The sequence below is a fragment of the Prevotella sp. OH937_COT-195 genome (assembly GCF_003932845.1).
Lineage (GTDB): Bacteria > Bacteroidota > Bacteroidia > Bacteroidales > Bacteroidaceae > Prevotella.
This window is the reverse complement of the sequence record NZ_RQZH01000001.1, coordinates 1-17,885: the sequence shown is the minus strand read 5'-3', so window position 1 is coordinate 17,885 and position 17,885 is coordinate 1. Positions and strand designations below refer to the sequence as shown.

General features: G+C 47.0%; 15 protein-coding genes and 1 pseudogene. 8 read left to right on the top strand and 8 right to left on the bottom strand.

Going from position 1 to position 17,885, the window contains the following annotated elements; translation table 11 throughout:
- Positions 1-28: 28 nt before the first annotated feature.
- The 3 genes from EII32_RS00075 to EII32_RS00065 are packed head-to-tail and all read left to right on the top strand — an operon-like array spanning position 29 to position 5,694.
- Positions 29-1,351, top strand: a complete 1,323-nt coding sequence (locus EII32_RS00075) for a TolC family protein (RefSeq protein WP_125233426.1) — start codon at positions 29-31, stop codon at positions 1,349-1,351.
- Positions 1,348-2,430: an efflux RND transporter periplasmic adaptor subunit gene (locus tag EII32_RS00070; RefSeq protein WP_125233425.1), complete on the top strand. Its 1,083-nt coding sequence runs from the start codon at positions 1,348-1,350 to the stop codon at positions 2,428-2,430. Before EII32_RS00075 ends, EII32_RS00070 begins: the two co-directional genes overlap by 4 nt.
- A gap of 24 nt (positions 2,431-2,454) precedes the next feature.
- Positions 2,455-5,694, top strand: a complete 3,240-nt coding sequence (locus EII32_RS00065; protein ID WP_125233424.1) for an efflux RND transporter permease subunit — start codon at positions 2,455-2,457, stop codon at positions 5,692-5,694.
- An 89-nt stretch (positions 5,695-5,783) separates the two neighbouring features.
- Here EII32_RS00065 and spt read toward each other — a convergent pair whose 3' ends face one another.
- On the bottom strand, positions 5,784-6,971 hold the full coding sequence (gene spt, locus EII32_RS00060; protein ID WP_125233423.1) for a serine palmitoyltransferase: 1,188 nt from the start codon (positions 6,969-6,971) through the stop codon (positions 5,784-5,786).
- A gap of 169 nt (positions 6,972-7,140) precedes the next feature.
- On the opposite strand from spt, the gene EII32_RS00055 reads away from it, so the two are divergent.
- Complete coding sequence (locus EII32_RS00055) at positions 7,141-8,163, top strand: diacylglycerol/lipid kinase family protein (RefSeq protein WP_125233422.1); 1,023 nt, start codon at positions 7,141-7,143, stop codon at positions 8,161-8,163.
- 133 nt (positions 8,164-8,296) lie between these two features.
- Here EII32_RS00055 and EII32_RS00050 read toward each other — a convergent pair whose 3' ends face one another.
- Complete coding sequence (locus EII32_RS00050) at positions 8,297-8,971, bottom strand: YggS family pyridoxal phosphate-dependent enzyme (RefSeq protein ID WP_125233421.1); 675 nt, start codon at positions 8,969-8,971, stop codon at positions 8,297-8,299.
- Positions 8,972-9,058: 87 nt separating this feature from the next.
- Here EII32_RS00050 and EII32_RS00045 point away from each other — a divergent pair, with 87 nt between their 5' ends.
- Positions 9,059-9,247 carry a hypothetical protein gene (locus tag EII32_RS00045; RefSeq protein ID WP_125233420.1) on the top strand — a complete coding sequence of 63 codons (189 nt, stop codon included), beginning with the start codon at positions 9,059-9,061 and terminating at the stop codon, positions 9,245-9,247.
- A gap of 13 nt (positions 9,248-9,260) precedes the next feature.
- Here the strand turns inward: EII32_RS00045 and EII32_RS00040 are convergent, their stop codons facing one another.
- On the bottom strand, positions 9,261-9,758 hold the full coding sequence (locus EII32_RS00040) for a DUF4494 domain-containing protein (protein WP_125233419.1): 498 nt from the start codon (positions 9,756-9,758) through the stop codon (positions 9,261-9,263).
- A gap of 243 nt (positions 9,759-10,001) precedes the next feature.
- On the opposite strand from EII32_RS00040, the gene EII32_RS00035 reads away from it, so the two are divergent.
- The 3 genes from EII32_RS00035 (at position 10,002) to EII32_RS00025 (ending at position 13,992) form a co-directional block, all read left to right on the top strand.
- A complete protein-coding gene (locus EII32_RS00035; RefSeq protein ID WP_125233418.1) occupies positions 10,002-10,703 on the top strand; it encodes a YARHG domain-containing protein in 702 nt (233 codons plus the stop codon).
- A gap of 178 nt (positions 10,704-10,881) precedes the next feature.
- Entirely contained in the window at positions 10,882-12,129 is a 1,248-nt protein-coding gene (locus EII32_RS00030) for an ABC transporter permease (protein ID WP_125233417.1), read from the top strand.
- 198 nt (positions 12,130-12,327) lie between these two features.
- Positions 12,328-13,992: an AMP-binding protein gene (locus EII32_RS00025; protein WP_125233416.1), complete on the top strand. Its 1,665-nt coding sequence runs from the start codon at positions 12,328-12,330 to the stop codon at positions 13,990-13,992.
- A gap of 122 nt (positions 13,993-14,114) precedes the next feature.
- On the opposite strand, the gene EII32_RS00020 is transcribed toward EII32_RS00025, so the two are convergent.
- The 5 genes and pseudogenes from EII32_RS00020 to EII32_RS12445 form a co-directional block, all read right to left on the bottom strand.
- Entirely contained in the window at positions 14,115-15,644 is a 1,530-nt protein-coding gene (locus tag EII32_RS00020; protein WP_125233415.1) for an NAD(P)(+) transhydrogenase (Re/Si-specific) subunit beta, read from the bottom strand.
- A 3-nt stretch (positions 15,645-15,647) separates the two neighbouring features.
- The gene (locus EII32_RS00015; RefSeq protein WP_125233600.1) at positions 15,648-15,959 is read right to left on the bottom strand and encodes an NAD(P) transhydrogenase subunit alpha; all 312 of its coding nucleotides are present in this window, start codon (positions 15,957-15,959) and stop codon (positions 15,648-15,650) included.
- 116 nt (positions 15,960-16,075) lie between these two features.
- Positions 16,076-17,233, bottom strand: coding sequence for an NAD(P) transhydrogenase subunit alpha (locus tag EII32_RS00010; RefSeq protein WP_125233414.1), 1,158 nt, complete (start codon positions 17,231-17,233; stop codon positions 16,076-16,078).
- Positions 17,234-17,471: 238 nt separating this feature from the next.
- Complete coding sequence (locus EII32_RS00005) at positions 17,472-17,753, bottom strand: RHS repeat-associated core domain-containing protein (protein WP_233582272.1); 282 nt, start codon at positions 17,751-17,753, stop codon at positions 17,472-17,474.
- A pseudogene (locus EII32_RS12445) lies at positions 17,687-17,885 on the bottom strand (hypothetical protein); the annotation flags it as partial. The gene EII32_RS00005 and the pseudogene EII32_RS12445, both read right to left, overlap by 67 nt.

Here is a 17,885-nt window from a genome sequence, read left to right as displayed (position 1 = left end):
AGTACCTTTGCAGCCAAAAACAAAGGACATGACAAGAAGTATTATTATCTCATTCGTTTGCCTTATCCTGTTTACAAACGGGATAAACGCACAAGAAAGACACCTGCTAACCATAAACGAGGCTCTCGCAAAGGCTGAAAATGGGAACAGACAGATACGCATGGCACAAATCAACGAGGAGAAAACTGCCTCAAACCGAAGACTGATCGAGGGAATGTTTCTTCCGCAAATATCAATCAACTATGGCGGAATGATTACAAACAATCCGCTCAACGCCTTCGGATTTCTCCTCCAGCAAGGACATGTCACACAGGCATCGTTCAATCCAGATCTACTCAACTCTCCCGATGCAACACATCAGTTTACTGCAGGCATAGACCTGAAAGTACCAATATTAAACATGGATTTGTTCTATGCAAGGAAAGGAGCACGGTTCATGGAGGAAGGGGCACGGCACCAAAGAGAATATGCAAAGACACAGACAGAGTATAACATTCGATACGCATATACCGCCCTGCAAATGGCATATCGCTCGGCAGAGATACTCGACTCTACGCTGACCGACGTGAATACGATTTGCCGTAACGTGAAAAATTTCTACGATGAAGGACTTGTGCAGAAATCTGACGTGATGAATGCAGAGGTGCAAGTGAGAACGGTTGAGAGTGCAATTGCCAAAGCACGCAACGCTGTATCAGACGCTTCCGACCAACTCAAACTCGCCATGGGAGAACCACTCGGAGGCGAAGACTATGCGGTAGTGCCTCTTACACAGGAATGTTATGCCGCAAACAACACCACACTTTCCATCTATATGCGCGACGACCTGCTTGCAATGCGCTCGGGATTAAGTGCATCAGAAATGGCAGTAAAGAGCGCGAGAGCTGCATTATTGCCAAGAATTAATGCCTTCGGAAGTTACCAGTTCAACGACAAAAAATTCATGGGCTTCCACAAAGGAGCATATATGGCAGGCGTAAGTATATCGTGGAATCTGTTCGACGGCAACGTATCACGCGCAAAATTGCGTGCCGCCACTGCCGACCAATCGCTCATGCAGGAGGCATATCATGCAAAGATGGAAGCAAGTGAGGCGGAGTTCCATTCTAATTTGAGGAAATTGGAACAACTGCAAGCCGAGATTCTGCGTCAGGAAGCATCCGTGGAACAGTCGGCAGAGGCTCTTCGCGTAGTGAAGAACCGCCATGCCGAAGGACTCGATTCTACGACCGAACTGCTCACGTCGCGCGCAACGCTGCTGCGTCATCAACTCGAACAGGCACAGACCGTAATGGAGTATAACATTACTTATTATTACCAGCAAATGATAACCAAAATTTCAACAGAATGAAAAAGATGAAAATAACAGCCGCAATGTTTGCGGCAACGGCATTGGTGTTTGCAAGTTCTTGCACTGACAAACCGAAACAGACAGAAAAAGAAACCACAGAAACGGTAGAAGTATATAACCCGAGCCGTTCAGAAGGAATGAACATCGTTACAAGCGGTCGCATAACGGCAGAAAACAACGCCGTCATAGCGACACGAGTAATGGGGTTTGTTGACAAAATATATGTAAAAGAAGGCGACAAGGTGGCAAAAGGACAACTGCTGATTACAATAAACAGCAGCGACATTGCCGCACAACGGGCAAAAGCACAAGCGGCACTCAACTCGGCACAAGCGGCATACCAGATGGCGGAACGCGACTACAACCGATACAACAACCTCTATCAACAGGGCAGCGCATCGGCAAAGGAACTCGAAAGAATGCAAGTTGGCAAGACCACTGCTGCCTCACAAGTGGAAATGGCACGGCAGTCACTGCGGGAAATCGCCACCATGCTGTCATACACAAGAATATGCGCACCTTTCTCGGGAACGGTAACACAAAAGATGATCGATGAAGGAAGCACTGCCAATCCGGGCATGCCGCTCATGGCTATCGAGCAATCCGGAAGACTTAACGTGAGCGCATTGATTCCGGAAAGCGTGATAGGTAACGTTAACGAGGGCGATGCCGTAAAGGTAACGGTAAAGTCTGCCGGTACAGAATTTACCGGACAAATAACACAATTAAGTCCGTCGGCAACAATGACAGGCGGACAATATTCCGCAAAAATAAGCATTTCGCCCGATGTGGCGGCACGTCTTAAAAGCGGTATGTATGCCGGCGTGGTTATCAACAACGACCGAAAGAGAGAAAGCGGTAGCGTGATGACCGTGGAAAAGTCGTCCATCGTGAAAGAGGGACAGTTGCAAGGAGTTTATGTCGTCAGTCCGCAAAACCGCATAGTACTGCGATGGCTGCGTCTCGGAAACGACTACGGGACTCATGTAGAAGTGATTTCAGGCATCAGTGCCAAAGACAAGGTAGTAAGAAATCCCGCCAAATCAATCAAGACTGGCGAGAAAGTAAATATCAAATAACAGTTTGAAAAAGGAACATATAATATGGAAAAAGGAATATCTGGCAAGATTGCGGGCATCTTTCTCCAATCTAAACTGAGCCTTCTGCTGGTGGGTGCGTTTATGCTTTTGGGACTTTTCAGCGTGGTATCCATTCCACGCGAGGAAGAGCCGCAGATAGACGTGCCGATGGCAGACATGATGCTCGCCTACCCGGGAGCATCTCCGGAAGAAGTGGAGCGCATAATATCGGCTCCATTAGAGAAAGTAATATCGAACATAAATGGTGTGGAGAACGTCTTTTCCACATCTATGGACGGCATGACAATGGTCACGGTGCAGTTCTATGTAGGCGAAGACGTAGAACGCTCGATAGTGAAACTCTACAACGAGGTAATGAAACACATGGATCAGATGCCGCAGGACGTTACTATGCCACTCGTCAAAACACGCTCAATCGACGACGTGCCTTCCATGTCACTCACACTGTGGGGCAAAGACGACGGCTACCGATTGCGTCAGGTGGCAGAAGAGGTCGCAGACCGTCTCAAACGTGTTCCCGACGTGGCTCAAATAAAAATATCAGGCGGACAGAGACGTGAAGTGCGTATAGAACCCGACCGCGAGAAGATGGCAGAGGCGGGAATATCAATCGGAAGCATAGCACAAGCTCTGCGAGGCGAAAACGTCGAGGCGGAAAGTGGAACTCTGCCTGCCGATGGCAAGATGTTAAGAGTTTCAACGGGAGGATTTTTCCGCAATGTCGATGAACTGCGCAACACCGTGGTCGGGGTATCCGGCGGTCTGCCCGTCTATCTGCATCAGGTGGCTACGGTGAACGAGGGACCATCGCTTCCGTCGCAATACGTCTCATTCGGATATGGCGAAGCATCGGCAACAATGCGCGACTCGTTCCCCGGAGACCACCCTGCCGTTACACTTTCCATCGCCAAAACCAAAGGCAGCGATGCCATGCAATTGGCAAAAGATATAAAAGAAAAAGTGGGACAGATGCGTGGCGAACTTGTTACCGACGACATTCACATAGACGTTACGCGCGACTATGGTGAGACGGCATCGCACAAAGTGTCCGAACTACTCATGCACTTGCTCTTCGCCATCTTTGCCGTTACGTTGTTCGTAATGCTCGCAATGGGCTGGCGAGGTGGTCTCGTGGTGTTTCTCTCGGTGCCGATAACATTCGCACTGACACTTTTCTCGTACTATTTCCTCGGATACACGCTCAACCGTATAACACTATTCGCCCTCGTTTTCGTAACAGGTATCGTTACAGACGACTCCATCGTGATTGCCGAGAACATGTACCGCCACTTCAAGATGGGCAAACTCTCGCCCGTAAAGGCTGCACTTTTTGCAGTCAACGAGGTGGGAAATCCGACTATATTGGCTACGCTGACCGTGATTTTCGCAGTAATCCCGATGGCATTCGTATCCGGAATGATGGGACCATACATGAGTCCGATGCCGATTGGAGCATCTATTGCCATGGCATTCTCGCTCTTTGCCGCGCTCACGCTCACTCCTTATTTCGGTTTCCTGTTCCTGCGTCACAAAGCCGGAAGAACGGAAAACGGCGATGAGAAGAGAGCGGACGATGGCGCACAACACGAAAGCGAGGAACCGGAAAAACGCAACGCATTATATCGTTTCTACGAAAAGATAATGGTGCCGTTGCTCGAGAACCGTCGTAAGCGGTGGACTTTCATGCTCGTTCTTGTGGGTGTACTCTTAGGTTCCATGCTGCTTTTCCCGACAAAAGCCGTGCCGGTTAAGATTCTACCGTCCGACAACAAGTCCGAATTTCAAATTATCGTTGACATGCCGGAGGGCACCACGCTCGAGCAGACAGATGCAGTGGCACGCGAATTGGCAGGATATGCAAGCCAAGACAAAGAGGTGGCAAACTATCAGATATACAGCGGCACGGCATCTCCAATCAGTTTCAACGGACTGGTACGCCACTACGACATGCGTTCCGGCAGCAACGTTGCAGACATACTCGTAAACCTTACGCCCAAAGGCGACCGCAGCGAGCAGAGCCACGACATCGCAAGACGAATGCGCGAGCCGTTGCAGGCTATAGGAAAACGCCACGGTGCAAACGTGAAAGTGGTGGAGATACCGCCCGGTCCGCCGGTGTTGTCGACCATTGTTGCAGAAATATACGGTCCGGATGCCGACGAGCAGTTCCGGATTGCCGGCAAAGTGAAAGACATGCTGCAGGAAACGGAAAATGTGGTAGACGTGGATTGGAGTCGTGAAGACGCACACCCGAAACTTGACATACGCATAGACAAACAGAAAGCGGCGACAAAGGGTATAAACACGGCAATGGCAGTGCAAGAGATGCGCGGCGCAATGGAAGGCATGAATGCAGGAGTGATGCACAGCACCGTAGCACAGACACAGACAGAAATCAATATACGATACCCCGAAACGGCACGCTCGTCGGTGGCAGATCTGCTTGCATTGTCCATACCAATACAGTTCGGAGGAAACGTGAGAATAGGAGATATTGCCGACACTGTGACTACCGCCGCCCCATACAGCATATTCCGCAAGAATCAAAGACGAGTGGTGTATGTAACGGCAGAGGTGGCCGGAGAACCGGAAAGTCCTATATATGCCATGCTCGACATGTCTGACAGGTTGAAAAATCTGCGCTCGCACGACGGCACGGCAGTAGAGGAATTATATGTGGCAACACCTTCCGACGACGGCTACAGCCTGAAATGGGACGGCGAGTGGAAGATAACACACGAGGTTTTCAGAGACCTCGGACTGGCATTTGCTTTCGTACTCGTGCTCATTTATATACTTATAGTGGGCTGGTCGGGCAATTTTGTCACACCGTTGGTACAGTTATCGGCAATACCGCTGTCGTTGATAGGCATAATCATAGGACACTGGGTTATGGGAACATATTTCAGTGCGCCGTCAATGATTGGCTTCATAGCACTCGCAGGCATAATGGTGCGCAACTCCATATTGCTAATAGACTTCATCGACATACGCCTCAAAGAGGGCATTTCGCTCAAACAAGCAGTCATAGACTCGTGTGCAGTGCGCACAATGCCTATCCTGCTAACGGCGGGAAGCGTGGTTCTCGGAGCATTCATCATTCTCTTCGACCCTATCTTCCAAGGTCTTGCAATATCGCTCATGGGTGGAACAATAACATCGACTATGCTTACCCTTGTCGTCGTTCCGCTGCTATACTACAAGCAAATGAAAGGACGCACTGACAAGGAATCTACCAAATAACAGCAATTTCTCACAAATACATAATTCAACAGGGCAGCACCATGATTTACGGTGCCGCCCTGTTGAATATAACATATTCTGAAATATTACTACTTTATGATGCCCTGCTCTACGAATATTTTCTTCAATGCCTGCACTCCGCGCTCCACCTGATCTTCCGTATGTGTAGCCATCAGTGCAAAGCGTACCAATGTATCCTGCGGGGCACACGCCGGCGGTATTACCGGATTGATGAACACCCCGTTGTCGTAAGCAAGTTTCGTAACGAGGAATGTTTTCTCCACATCACGCACATAGAGCGGTATGATCGGACTTTCGGTCTCCCCTATCTCGAAACCTTCTTCACGGAAACGGCGCAGAGCGTATCTCGTCGCCTTCCACAAATTCTCTATCCGCTCCGGCTCTTTGCGTATTATGTGCAGAGCCTCCATTGCAGCGGCTGTGGCAGCCGGTGCGTTGCTGGCACTGAAAATATATGTGCGACAGGTGTGACGGAGAAAGTTTATGGTGTCGAAATCGGCTACCACGAAACCTCCTATGCTCGCAAGGCTTTTTGAGAAAGTACCCATGATTATGTCAACATCGCCGGTCACGCCGAAATGGTCGCACACACCTCGACCTTCTCTTCCGAAAACTCCGAGTCCGTGAGCCTCGTCCACATAAAGACTCGCATCGTATTTCTTCTTCAACTTAACTATTTCCGGCAGGTTGGCAAGGTCGCCCTCCATCGAGAACACACCGTCAACGACAATCATCTTTACAGATTCCGGACGGCATTTCTGCAACTGTTTCTCCAAGTCCTCCATGTCGTTGTGCTTATATTTCAGACATGTGGCGAATGACAGCCGCCTTCCGTCAACAATTGAAGCATGGTTGCGGTCGTCGCAGATTATATAGTCATCGCGTCCGCAAATATTTGCCAACACTCCGGAATTCACGGAGAAGCCTGTCGAGAATATAAGTGCATCGTCCTTGCCCTCGAACTCTGCAAGTTCTTTCTCGAACTTGACATGCAGGTCGAGGGTTCCGTTAAGGAAGCGACTGCCGGCACATCCCGTGCCGTATTGGTCTATCGCAGCCTTTGCCGCAGCTTCAACGCGCGGATCGCCCGTAAGCCCCGTGTAGGCATTGCTTCCGAACATAAGAACGTGTTGACCTCCCATTTCCACCTCGGTGCCTTGTTTTCCGATAATCTCTCTAAAATAAGGATAGACACCGGCAGCAATGAATTTCTGCGGTTCGCGGTATTTCTTATACCTTTCTTGTAATAGTCCCATTTATGTAATTTAAGAGTAGGTTTCCTACTATTTTTTTATTCAGGCTGCAAAGATACAAAAAAAAATATTCCGAAAATGTTTTTTACGCAGAAAAGTGCATTTTAATTAAATTTATAATACACATTGATTGACTTTCAATTGATTTATGGTAAATTTGCAAACGTAAAGTATGAAGAAGGAAATCACATTCATAATGAATCCGATTTCCGGCACTGTGAGCAAAGCCGGATTGCCGGAACTTATAGAAAGAACCATAGACAAAGACAAGTTCAATTACGACATCGTCTTTACCGAGCGGGCAGGGCATGCCACGTTGCTTGCCGCCGATGCCGCGGAAAAAGGCAAAGACATAGTCGTGGCAGTCGGCGGAGACGGTACCGTGAATGAGATTGGGCGGGCATTGGTACACACCGACACAGCAATGGCAATTCTGCCGTGCGGCTCGGGCAACGGATTGGCGCGCCACCTGATGATACCGATGAATTTGAAAAAGTCGATAGAGACAATTAACCGCTGCGTGATACACGAACTCGACTACGGTGTGATAAACGACATGCCGTTTTTCTGCACATGCGGAATGGGCTTCGACGCCTTCGTAAGCATGAAATTTGCCGAGGCAGGCAGGCGCGGACCGATAGCATACGTGGAGAACGTGCTGCGCGAAGGACTGCGATACAAGCCGGAAACATATATCATAACCGATGAAAGCGGGACGAAACAACGCAAGGCATTCCTCATATCGTGTGCCAACGCATCGCAGTACGGCAACAACGCGTACATCGCCCCGCAGGCTTCAATGAGCGACGGAATGCTCGATGTTATAATAATGGAGCCTTTCGACATGTTCGATGCCACGCAAATAAGCATCGATTTGTTTGCAAAGACGATTGGAAACAACAGCAAGATAAAGATGCTAAAGGCGAGCCAATTGTCAATAAAACGGCATAAAGAGGGATACATACATTTCGACGGAGACCCGTTGATGACGGGCAAGGAAATAAAAATACATGTAGAACACAAAGGAATAAAAATCGTGGTTAACCCCGATGTCGACAAGTCGAAACGAAAGCCGGCACGAGTGGTAAACGCCATGAGCGAGGCTTTCAACACACTGCGAGACGACATAAACAGCAACCGCAGAATGATACTCGCACTGAACAAGAAAATACTTCGCAAGTTGAACAACTTGTAATTATACGATTTTGCCGTGCAATTCTGCCTAAATTGAATTGCAAAACCGGCGAAATTGAATTGCAAATTGGGCGGTTTTACAAATAAAAACCGCCCAATTCATACAGACAAGGCTAATCCGATGCCTTGTTTTTTCAATATGTTCGCGAGCCGAAGATTGTCGTTCCCACGCGAACCATTGTCGAACGGCACTCCACGGCAATGGCATAGTCGTGGCTCATTCCCCACGAACGCTCGCAAAAGCGGTCGTCCGAGGAGAAATACCCCGCCTTTATCTCGTCAAAGAAGTCGGCTGCAAGGAGCATCTCCCGCTTAATTGTTTCGGCATCATCAACGTTGCTCGCCATCATCATCAGTCCGCATATTGCCACGTTCTCCAGTTCGCGCCACTCGCCGGCGGCGAGCATCTCCCGGCAGGCTTCGAGCGAGAAACCGTATTTTGTCTCCTCTTCTGCAATGTGAAGTTCGAGAAGAACCTTTATTACACGACCGTTTTTCTTTGCCTGCTTGTCAATTTCTTTTAGCAACTTGAAAGAGTCCACGGCATCAATCATCGATATGTATGGCGCGATGTATTTAACCTTGTTCGTCTGCAAGTGTCCTATGAAATGCCACTCAATGTCTTTCGGCAGCACTCCTGCTTTCCGCCTTATCTCCTGCTCGTGACTCTCTCCGAAGAGTCGCTGCCCCTCTGCGTATGCTTCCTCGATGTCCTCGGCAGGATGATACTTGCTCACGGCTACGAGTTTCACGCCGGCGGGCAGTTTTTCCAGAACTTTTTTCAGGTTTTCCTTTACGTTGTGTCTCATATTGCTTGTTTAGATATTCAGGGCAAAAAGTATTTTTCTTTCTTTCGGTTTAACCCAAATCGATCATTAGACCGCATTTGCTTAGATTTGCCATTGCCGTTACGCTTCCCGACTGCTTTAGCCCGCTTGCTGACATCTGCGCAGCCATTACATATCGACGCAGCCCGCTACGCCTTCGATGAAACTGCCGCACATCTGCTCAACAACCGAACAAAATCGGTTGAGGGTTCTAATGACAGATTGGGATTTAATCTCTTGTCTTGCCGTAAAATTTAAGCCTTAACGCACATTACTGTTCGTACTCCGGCTTGGCGTCGTCTCCTTCCTCTGCTTTGTCTTTTGGTGCGGCGTATTCATATACGTCCATTATCATTGTTTCTGACAATCCGGCAACGACATAGTCGTTCATCGTTGTACCCATGAGGGCATCGATGTTCCTGAGTGCCGACTGCAAAGACGCGCCCTGCACAAGGTAGTTCACGGCCGAGCGTTTCTCTTTTCCGCTCTTTTCGTCAATCATTATAAATTGAAGTTTCGCCTTAAACCATCTGTCGTCCGATGGTGCATCGCTGAAAAAAATTTCTCCGTATGCTGCGGGTTTTATGTTTTTCACTTCAAAGTCGCCGCTTATGTAAGTTGACATCTCTTCGGTAATACGCTGCTCCGCCTCGGTGAAACTGAGCGCGTCCACGACGTACAGTTCGTTTACTCTCTTCTGCTGTCCGTCTTCCATTATCTTTTCAAAACTCACTTTCGTCTCAAACCATTTGGTTACTCTACTTCTCATATTCTTGTTTTAATTATTAACAGTCGTGTTTCGGGCGGCAAAAGTAATGAATAATCCACAGCATACCAAATATAAAACCACTTTATTTCCGACATACGGGGAAAATAAGTAAAGCGTATGTTTTCACTTAATATATTTCGTTTTTTCAAAAATGTTTCATAACTTTGCAACAGATATAAAAACATATATGACATGAAATGAATATAATACGAAAACACATAACCATTAAAACCATAAAAGAAAATGAAAAAAACACTTTTAATAATCATCGCAATGCTTGCCACACTCGCAATTCAAGCACAGAAAATTCGTAAGGGAGACAAGTTCTTCGACGGACAAACATTATATACATGCCAAGAGGTGCGCATGGGAAAAATTGCATACTTTACGGGAAACGACTACTCTGAACTGACACTTGAGAAAGACAATTCCAAACCGGGTATGTACAAACTTATTCCAAGCAGACAGGCCGAAGAACCGCCTTTCGGTGCGAAATTTGGATGGAAAGTGCAGTATATCAGACAGGACGGCATGAATTTTCTTGCCGTGAAGAACAAACAAAACAACATAGTATGGATATTGTTTCTTACACCCGACAATATCGAAAACTGTCTTGCACAACAGCGTAATTTGTGGAGCATGGGCTCTACCATGGCATATTCCTGCCTGCTTACACGGCATTTCCTCGGCTATTTCCCGAAAGATGCCCTTCGCATAATGCGCAACACCATACTTGCGCGCCACGGATACCGTTTCAAATCGCCTGACCTGCAAGAGTATTTCGCCGAGAAGAAATGGTACAAGCCACGCATGGACAACAATTCAATACGCCTGAGCATCATCGAACAGACAAACATCGAAATAATAAAGGCGGAGGAAGAGATGCCCGACTCGCAACGGAAATATCAGGGAGAAGATTTCGACTACTCGATATTGGAAGATTGAGGAGAGGCATCCGGGCAGTGTACGGCATGTATTGTCAAGAGCAAAAATGCAAGACCGTAAAGCCGAACCGGTTGCAAAGGAAATGACACGACATACCAAATCGCCAACATGTATTAGAAAAACGACAAGGAATATTTGGCGTTTATGGCAATAAGTCGTAATTTTGCAAGCCGGAAAGATGAATTTCGCTTTATACACCGCAAGGAAAATTTACAACGACAAGGGCGACAAACGACAAGTTAGCCGCCCCGCGATAAGAATTGCCACGGCAGGAGTGGCGATAGGTCTTGCCGTGATGATACTGAGCGCAAGCGTGGTAATGGGCTTCAAACACACTATAAGGGACAAGGTAATAGGGTTCGGTTGCAATATTACCGTTACCAATTTCCTCGCCCTGCAAGACGACAGCCACTGCCCCGTCTCCATGAACGACAGCATAATAGACGTGCTGAAAAACATCGATGGCGTGAAGCATGTGCAGAGATATGCCATGAAACAAGGCATACTCAAGACACAGAACGATTTCATGGGGGTTATGTTCAAAGGCGTGGCAGAAGATTACGACACCACTTTCATACACAATAACCTCGTGGAGGGAATCGTACCGAAATTCAGTTCGGAGAGCGGCAGCAACAAAATTCTTATATCGAAAACAACCGCAGACAATCTCGGACTGAAACTTGGCGACAAGGTGTTCGCATATTTTATCGACGGAAACGATGTGAGGGCAAGACGCTTCGATGTTGCAGGTATATACCAAACCAATCTTGCCAAATTCGACAAAGTAATATGTTTCTGCGACTTGTACACCTCGGTAAAACTCAACGGATGGGAAAAAGACCAGGCAAGCGGAGCGGAAATAACACTTGAAAATTACGACCGGCTGGAAACGGTGGAAAAAAGCATCGTAAAAAAAATAAACCGTACCACCGACAAATATGGCGAGACATACTCTTCAGAGACTGTGGAACAAATGAACCCGCAGATATTCACTTGGCTCGATCTGCTCGACCTGAACGTATGGATTATCCTTGCACTAATGGTATGCGTGGCAGGCATTACTATGATTTCCGGTCTGCTTATAATCATATTGGAACGAACTAACATGATCGGGATAATGAAAGCACTCGGGACACGAAACAAGACAATAAGGCACACGTTCCTATGGTTTGCCGTATTCATAATAGGCAGAGGTATGTTATGGGGAAACATCATGGGAACGGGACTTATTGCACTCCAACATTTCACCGGCATCGTGACACTCGACCCAACGACATATTATGTAAACACAGTGCCGGTGGAGTTCGACTTCATCATAATTGCCGCAATAAACATTGCCACGCTTATAGTGTGTGTCGTGGCACTGATAGCCCCGAGTTATCTCGTATCGTTCATACATCCTGCAAAATCGATGAGGTACGAATAACTCCGGAGAACACATGTCCGTTTTTTCTGTTTTCTTGTTCAAAACAAACAACATACAAGTGATATGGGACAATTATGTATATGACAATCGGAAAAAATGCACAAAACATTTGCAAATGAGCAGACAAGACCTTACCTTTGCACAAAAATTAGTTGATTGTGCAGTAAAAGCACAAGAAAACCGGAATATTTAAGAGACATGGAAATTTCTAAATTCAACTCTATAATAGAGAAAAGTGTAATCGAACATTGGGACATGGATGCCCTGACAGACTACAAGGGCGTTACGTTGCAATATAAAGACGTGGCTCGGAAAATCGAGAAACTACACATAATGTTCGAAAGCAGCGGGATAAGGAAAGGCGACAAAATTGCAATGTGCGGACGAAACAGCGCGCACTGGGCGGTGTCATTCATTGCAACACTTACATACGGAGCGGTGGCAGTACCGATATTGCACGAGTTCATTCCGGAACAGATATATAACATCGTTAACCACTCCGAGGCAAAACTGCTGTTTGCAGGCGATGTGGTGGCACCAACGTTGGACGCTGCCAAGATGCCGGGACTTGAGGGAATAATATACATACCGGACTACTCGTTGATATTGTCGCGCACCGACAAACTGACATACGCACGAGAACATCTCAACGAGATGTACGGACGCAAGTACCCGAAATATTTCAGAAAAGAACATGTTAAATATTATGTGGAACAATCTCCGGACGAACTGGCACTCATAAACTATACAAGCGGCACCACAGGGTTCTCCAAAGGTGTTATGATTCCATATCGCGCACTGTGGAGCAACTACGACTTTGCAATGGACGCGATAGGAAGCAAGCATGTAAAATCCGGAACAAACACGCTCAGCATACTGCCAATGGCACACATGTACGGCATGGCTTTCGAGTTCCTTTTCGAGTTTTTGCACGGTTGTCACATCTTCTATCTCACACGAATACCGTCGCCGGCAATCATAGCACAGGCTTTTGCAGACATAAAACCTTCGATAGTGATTGCTGTTCCGTTGGTAATCGAGAAGATAATAAAAAAGAAAGTGTTCCCGAAACTGCAGAACCACCGCATGAAACTGCTGCTAAACATGCCGGTAATCAACAAGAAGATAAAAGAAAAAATATGCGAAAAGGTTATCTATGCGTTCGGAAATAATTTCTACGAGGTAATCATAGGCGGAGCCGCACTAAATAAAGACATAGAGAAATTTATGCACGAGATAGGCTTCCCATATACCGTGGGCTACGGAGCAACAGAATGTGCACCGATTATATGCTACAATGATTGGCACGACTTTGTACCCGGAAGTTGCGGAAAAGCGGCAAAGAACATGGAAGTAAGAATTGACAGCAATTCGCCATCGGTGGTTCCGGGAGAAATACTGACACGCGGCCCCAACGTAATGCTGGGATATTACAAGAACGAGGAAACCACGAAGCAGGCAATAGACAGCGACGGATGGTTCCATACCGGCGACCTCGGTACAATGGATTCAAACGGCAACGTATTCATAAAAGGACGCAGCAAGAACATGCTGCTCGGCGCAAGCGGACAGAACATATACCCCGAGGAAATAGAGGATAAACTTAACTCGATGCCGCTCGTGGCAGAGAGTATAGTTATACAAAAGGACGAAAAACTCATCGGACTCGTCTATCCGGACTATGATGAGATAAAAAACCTCGGACTTTCGAATGAAGAACTTGACAACATAATGGAACAGAACCGGCAAGAACTCAACTCCGCCATGCCTGCATACAGCAAAATATCGGCAATAAGACTGCGCGAGGAGGAGTTCGAGAAAACACCGAAGAAGAGCATAAAGCGATTCCTGTATCAAAACTGACCATTGCAAAAGACAAAACGAACAAGTAGTTTCAAATAAAAGGAGCGGAGCCGTCGAGAAAATTTTCCGACAGTTCCGCTCCGATAATTTATGCTTGCGAACTTTCCGTAATTCGGGCAAGACTATCTCGTGGTAACACCGGCAATGAGCCGCTGAAGTGTCTCCTTGGCATCACCAAGTTCGAGATATACACCGTGGTCGCGAGTATATAGAGGATTCTCCACACCGGCATAACCGGGATTGAGGTCGAAATTACAGATTACCACCTCGGGGGCTTCGTCAACACTTAGCACCGGCATGCCGTATATAGGTGTACCCTCGGCATTGCGTGCTGCAGGATTTAGCACGTCGTTTGCACCGATTACCACAACGGCATCAACATTTTTGAAATCATCGTTTATCTGATCCATTTCATAAAGTTTCTCGTATGGAACGTCTGCCTCGGCAAGAAGCACGTTCATGTGACCGGGCATACGACCTGCCACCGGATGGATGGCGAAACGCACTTCGGTGCCACGGCTCTCAAGCAATTCGGCAAGTTGCTTCACTTTGTGCTGTGCCTGAGCCAATGCCATGCCGTATCCGGGTACTATTATCACACGCTTTGCAGCGGCGAGAACCTTGTCGGCAGAAGGAGCATCACCGCTTACTGCAGGTGCCGCCTCTATCTGTCCATCAAGCACTTTTACTCTGTCTTCAAGTTGTGCGACGATGGCTTCAAGTTGTTTTATTCTTTCTTCTAATTTCATTACTCTTGTTATTAGTTCTTTGTTTTCTTCTGAATTATCTGTTTCGTTAACCGTACAAGGTGCTTTTCGTGGAACACGCGGTACGAGAATGTTGATGAGACTGCGATTCATTGCACGACACATTATCTGTGTCAGCAACAAACCCGACGCACCGACAATACCACCCACGGCAACAAGGAAAATGTCGCTTATCGCCATACCTGCAATGGCACCTGCCACACCGGACAGGGAATTGAGCAGAGAAATGGTTATAGGCATGTCGGCTCCGCCTACACGTATGGAGAAGAATAGTCCGAACAGTGACGACGTTATGATGCACGCCACGATTATGATTACTTTTCCGTCGAACGTCCCCGTAACTATAAATGCGATTGTAAGCGAAAGGAATATCATTGTAAGGAGCGAATGCCCCGACCAGATGACAGGCTTCTGCGACAGCATGCGATGAAGTTTGCCGGCTGCAATGAGACTGCCCACAAGCGTAATCATGCCCACTGCGATGGCAAGCATCGACGTGAAGAGCATGAACGGCATGTAGCCGTTGTCAGTGATTGCCGCAAGTTGCTCTTCACTAAAGCCTGCCTGTGTGGCAGAAAGCACACCTACCAATGCCGATGCACCGCCACCGAGACCATTGAACAACGCCACGAGTTGGGGCATCTGTATCATCTGCACGCGGCGAGCCATAAAACCGCCAATCAATGCTCCGACAAGAATGGAAGGATAGATTGTCCATGCAGAGACAACACCACTGAACCAAAGTGTAGCCACCACACCGACCAACATGGCAAGAGCCGAAAGCAGATTGCCGCGAACGGCACTGCCCACCTTGCTCATCATGGATATACCGGAAAGTACGGCCAAAGCCAATACTGCGCTGATTATGATTTGCACTGTTGCCATGGGTCAGTTCTTTTTCTTCTTATTGAACATCTGAAGCATTCGGTGGGTTATTCCGAAGCCTCCGAAAACATTTATCGCAGCCAAGACAATGGCGAGGCATCCTATAATCTGTGTCAATACGCACAAACCTCCGGCATTCTGCGTACCGACAAGAGCATAACCGGTTGCAGTTATCGCACCGACAATCGTAACTCCGGATAAAGCATTCATGCCCGACATCAATGGTGTGTGAAGCAGGCTTGGCACATTCTTTATTATGAAATAGCCTGCTATCGTGCATGCAATGAATACAGATACCAATATAATAGGATTAATCATTCTGTGTGAAAGGTTAAACGTTAATTATCATAAGTCAGAGATTAAAGACAGAATACCATGTAAACATACGACTAACACGACATCTCACACTTAATCTCTGACATTCTAATCAATTAAAGTCCCATGGCCTCGCGGGCACCGGCATGAACGAGTTCGCCATCGATGCATACAAGACTCTTGTTTACCACTTCGTCTGTGCGATCGATGTTTATCTTACCGTCTTTCATCAGATACTTCACGAGATTATATACGTTGTTGGCAAACATCCATGTAGAACTTGTAGGCAACAGGCCGGGAATATTCTTCACTCCCATCAGCGTTACGCCATATTTCTTCTCGATGCCGCCCGCGGGTGTCAATTCGCAGTTGCCGCCTTGATCGATGGAGATGTCAACTATTACGGAACCGCGTTTCATTCCCTTTACCATTTCTTCGGTTATGATGATTGGAGCCACCTTGCCCGGGATAAGTGCCGAGCTGAACACGATGTCCATTTCCTTTATGGTGTCGTTGAGTTTCTCGCGCTCAACAACGAGAACTTCTTCCGGAAGACGCTTTGCATAGCCTCCCTCGCCCACTGCGAGTTCTGCAGGAACACCCGTATCGGTAACCTTTGCACCGAGCGAACTTGCATTTTCGGCAGCCATCGGGCGAATGTCGGCAGCGTATGTTATCGCACCAAGACGTTTTGCCGTTGCCAAAGCCTGAAGACCGGCAACACCGACACCGATTACCATTACCTTTGCCGGCTCTATCCTGCCTACCGCCGTGAACATCTGTGGCATGAAAGTTGTCATGTGGTTCGCAGCCATCAAGATACCCTTATAGCCTGCACAAGTACTCATTGAAGTGAGTGCATCAAGGTTTTGGGCGCGTGAAATGCGTGGTATGCCGTCAAGTGTTATTGCCGTAACGCCCTGTTTCGTAAGTTTCTTCACCATATCGTGATTAATGGGAGAAGCCGGGTGGATGAATGTTATGAGGTACTGCCCCTTATGCATCAGTTCAACCTCGTGTTTGCCGAGAGTTTCGTTGAACAACGGCTCCTTCACCTTAAGGATTATCTCGGCATTGTCATATACCTCCACCGGACCGTCAACCAATTTGGCACCGGCGTTTACATAGTCCTCATCATGATAGAGCGCGCCATCACCGGCCGATTTCTCAACAAGTACTTCAAACCCGTCTTTAACGAACTTACCCACTGTTTCAGGGGTTGCCGATACACGAGCCTCGTCGTGCATGATTTCCTTTGGAATTCCAATAATCATAATTAATGTAGATTTAAGATTAAACTTTTACGTGTATTTTTACTGTACAAAAGTACAATTTTTATTCATTAAGTACTATCATGCCGCTTCTTTCATTGCACTTTTTAGTGATAATTAACTTATAGGATATTTAGTAAGTCACTCCTCCAATATTATTATTCATTTTTCCAAAAGATAAAGACTGTACAATATCAGTGTTCCCTTGATAAATAGTAACATTTCCAGACTTTGTTCTAACCTAAAATTCATATATTGTATTATGAAATTGTGTTGAAATGGCATTTTTATAAGCACTTATCTGCGCTGTTGTATAATTACCCGATACAGATAGATTTAACGCCACATTAATATTAGCATCTATAACATATTTCCATTCTCTAACATCCGGATCAACAAACCTCATCGGATTATTCACACAATAAGCATAAGGACTTGTGGAGTAATATTTCTCCGCTAGCGGATCCATCGTAGTGAAGCGGCAAGTGGCGGCATCGTAGCGTCTTGCCCCATAGTCATATATGTCAAGACCGATTTGACGTTCGAGTTCCTTCCGTTGTATTTGTAGGATTGAAAATCACCGTTCAAGCCCTTGCCCATCAAACCACCGAAAGGGTAATAGTCGTTGCGTTCCTCCAAATTACCATTCCCACAC

Bases quoted from the DNA above. Each gene is read 5' to 3' on its own strand.
- EII32_RS00010 (WP_125233414.1), bottom strand. From the start codon at position 17,233: ATGATTATTGGAATTCCAAAGGAAATCATGCACGACGAGGCTCGTGTA.
- EII32_RS00055 (WP_125233422.1), top strand. From the start codon at position 7,141: ATGAAGAAGGAAATCACATTCATAATGAATCCGATTTCCGGCACTGTG.
- EII32_RS00025 (WP_125233416.1), top strand. From the start codon at position 12,328: ATGGAAATTTCTAAATTCAACTCTATAATAGAGAAAAGTGTAATCGAA.
- EII32_RS00070 (WP_125233425.1), top strand. From the start codon at position 1,348: ATGAAAAAGATGAAAATAACAGCCGCAATGTTTGCGGCAACGGCATTG.
- EII32_RS00065 (WP_125233424.1), top strand. From the start codon at position 2,455: ATGGAAAAAGGAATATCTGGCAAGATTGCGGGCATCTTTCTCCAATCT.
- EII32_RS00050 (WP_125233421.1), bottom strand. From the start codon at position 8,971: ATGAGACACAACGTAAAGGAAAACCTGAAAAAAGTTCTGGAAAAACTG.
- EII32_RS00075 (WP_125233426.1), top strand. From the start codon at position 29: ATGACAAGAAGTATTATTATCTCATTCGTTTGCCTTATCCTGTTTACA.
- EII32_RS00020 (WP_125233415.1), bottom strand. From the start codon at position 15,644: ATGGCAACAGTGCAAATCATAATCAGCGCAGTATTGGCTTTGGCCGTA.
- EII32_RS00040 (WP_125233419.1), bottom strand. From the start codon at position 9,758: ATGAGAAGTAGAGTAACCAAATGGTTTGAGACGAAAGTGAGTTTTGAA.
- EII32_RS00035 (WP_125233418.1), top strand. From the start codon at position 10,002: ATGAAAAAAACACTTTTAATAATCATCGCAATGCTTGCCACACTCGCA.
- spt (WP_125233423.1), bottom strand. From the start codon at position 6,971: ATGGGACTATTACAAGAAAGGTATAAGAAATACCGCGAACCGCAGAAA.
- EII32_RS00030 (WP_125233417.1), top strand. From the start codon at position 10,882: ATGAATTTCGCTTTATACACCGCAAGGAAAATTTACAACGACAAGGGC.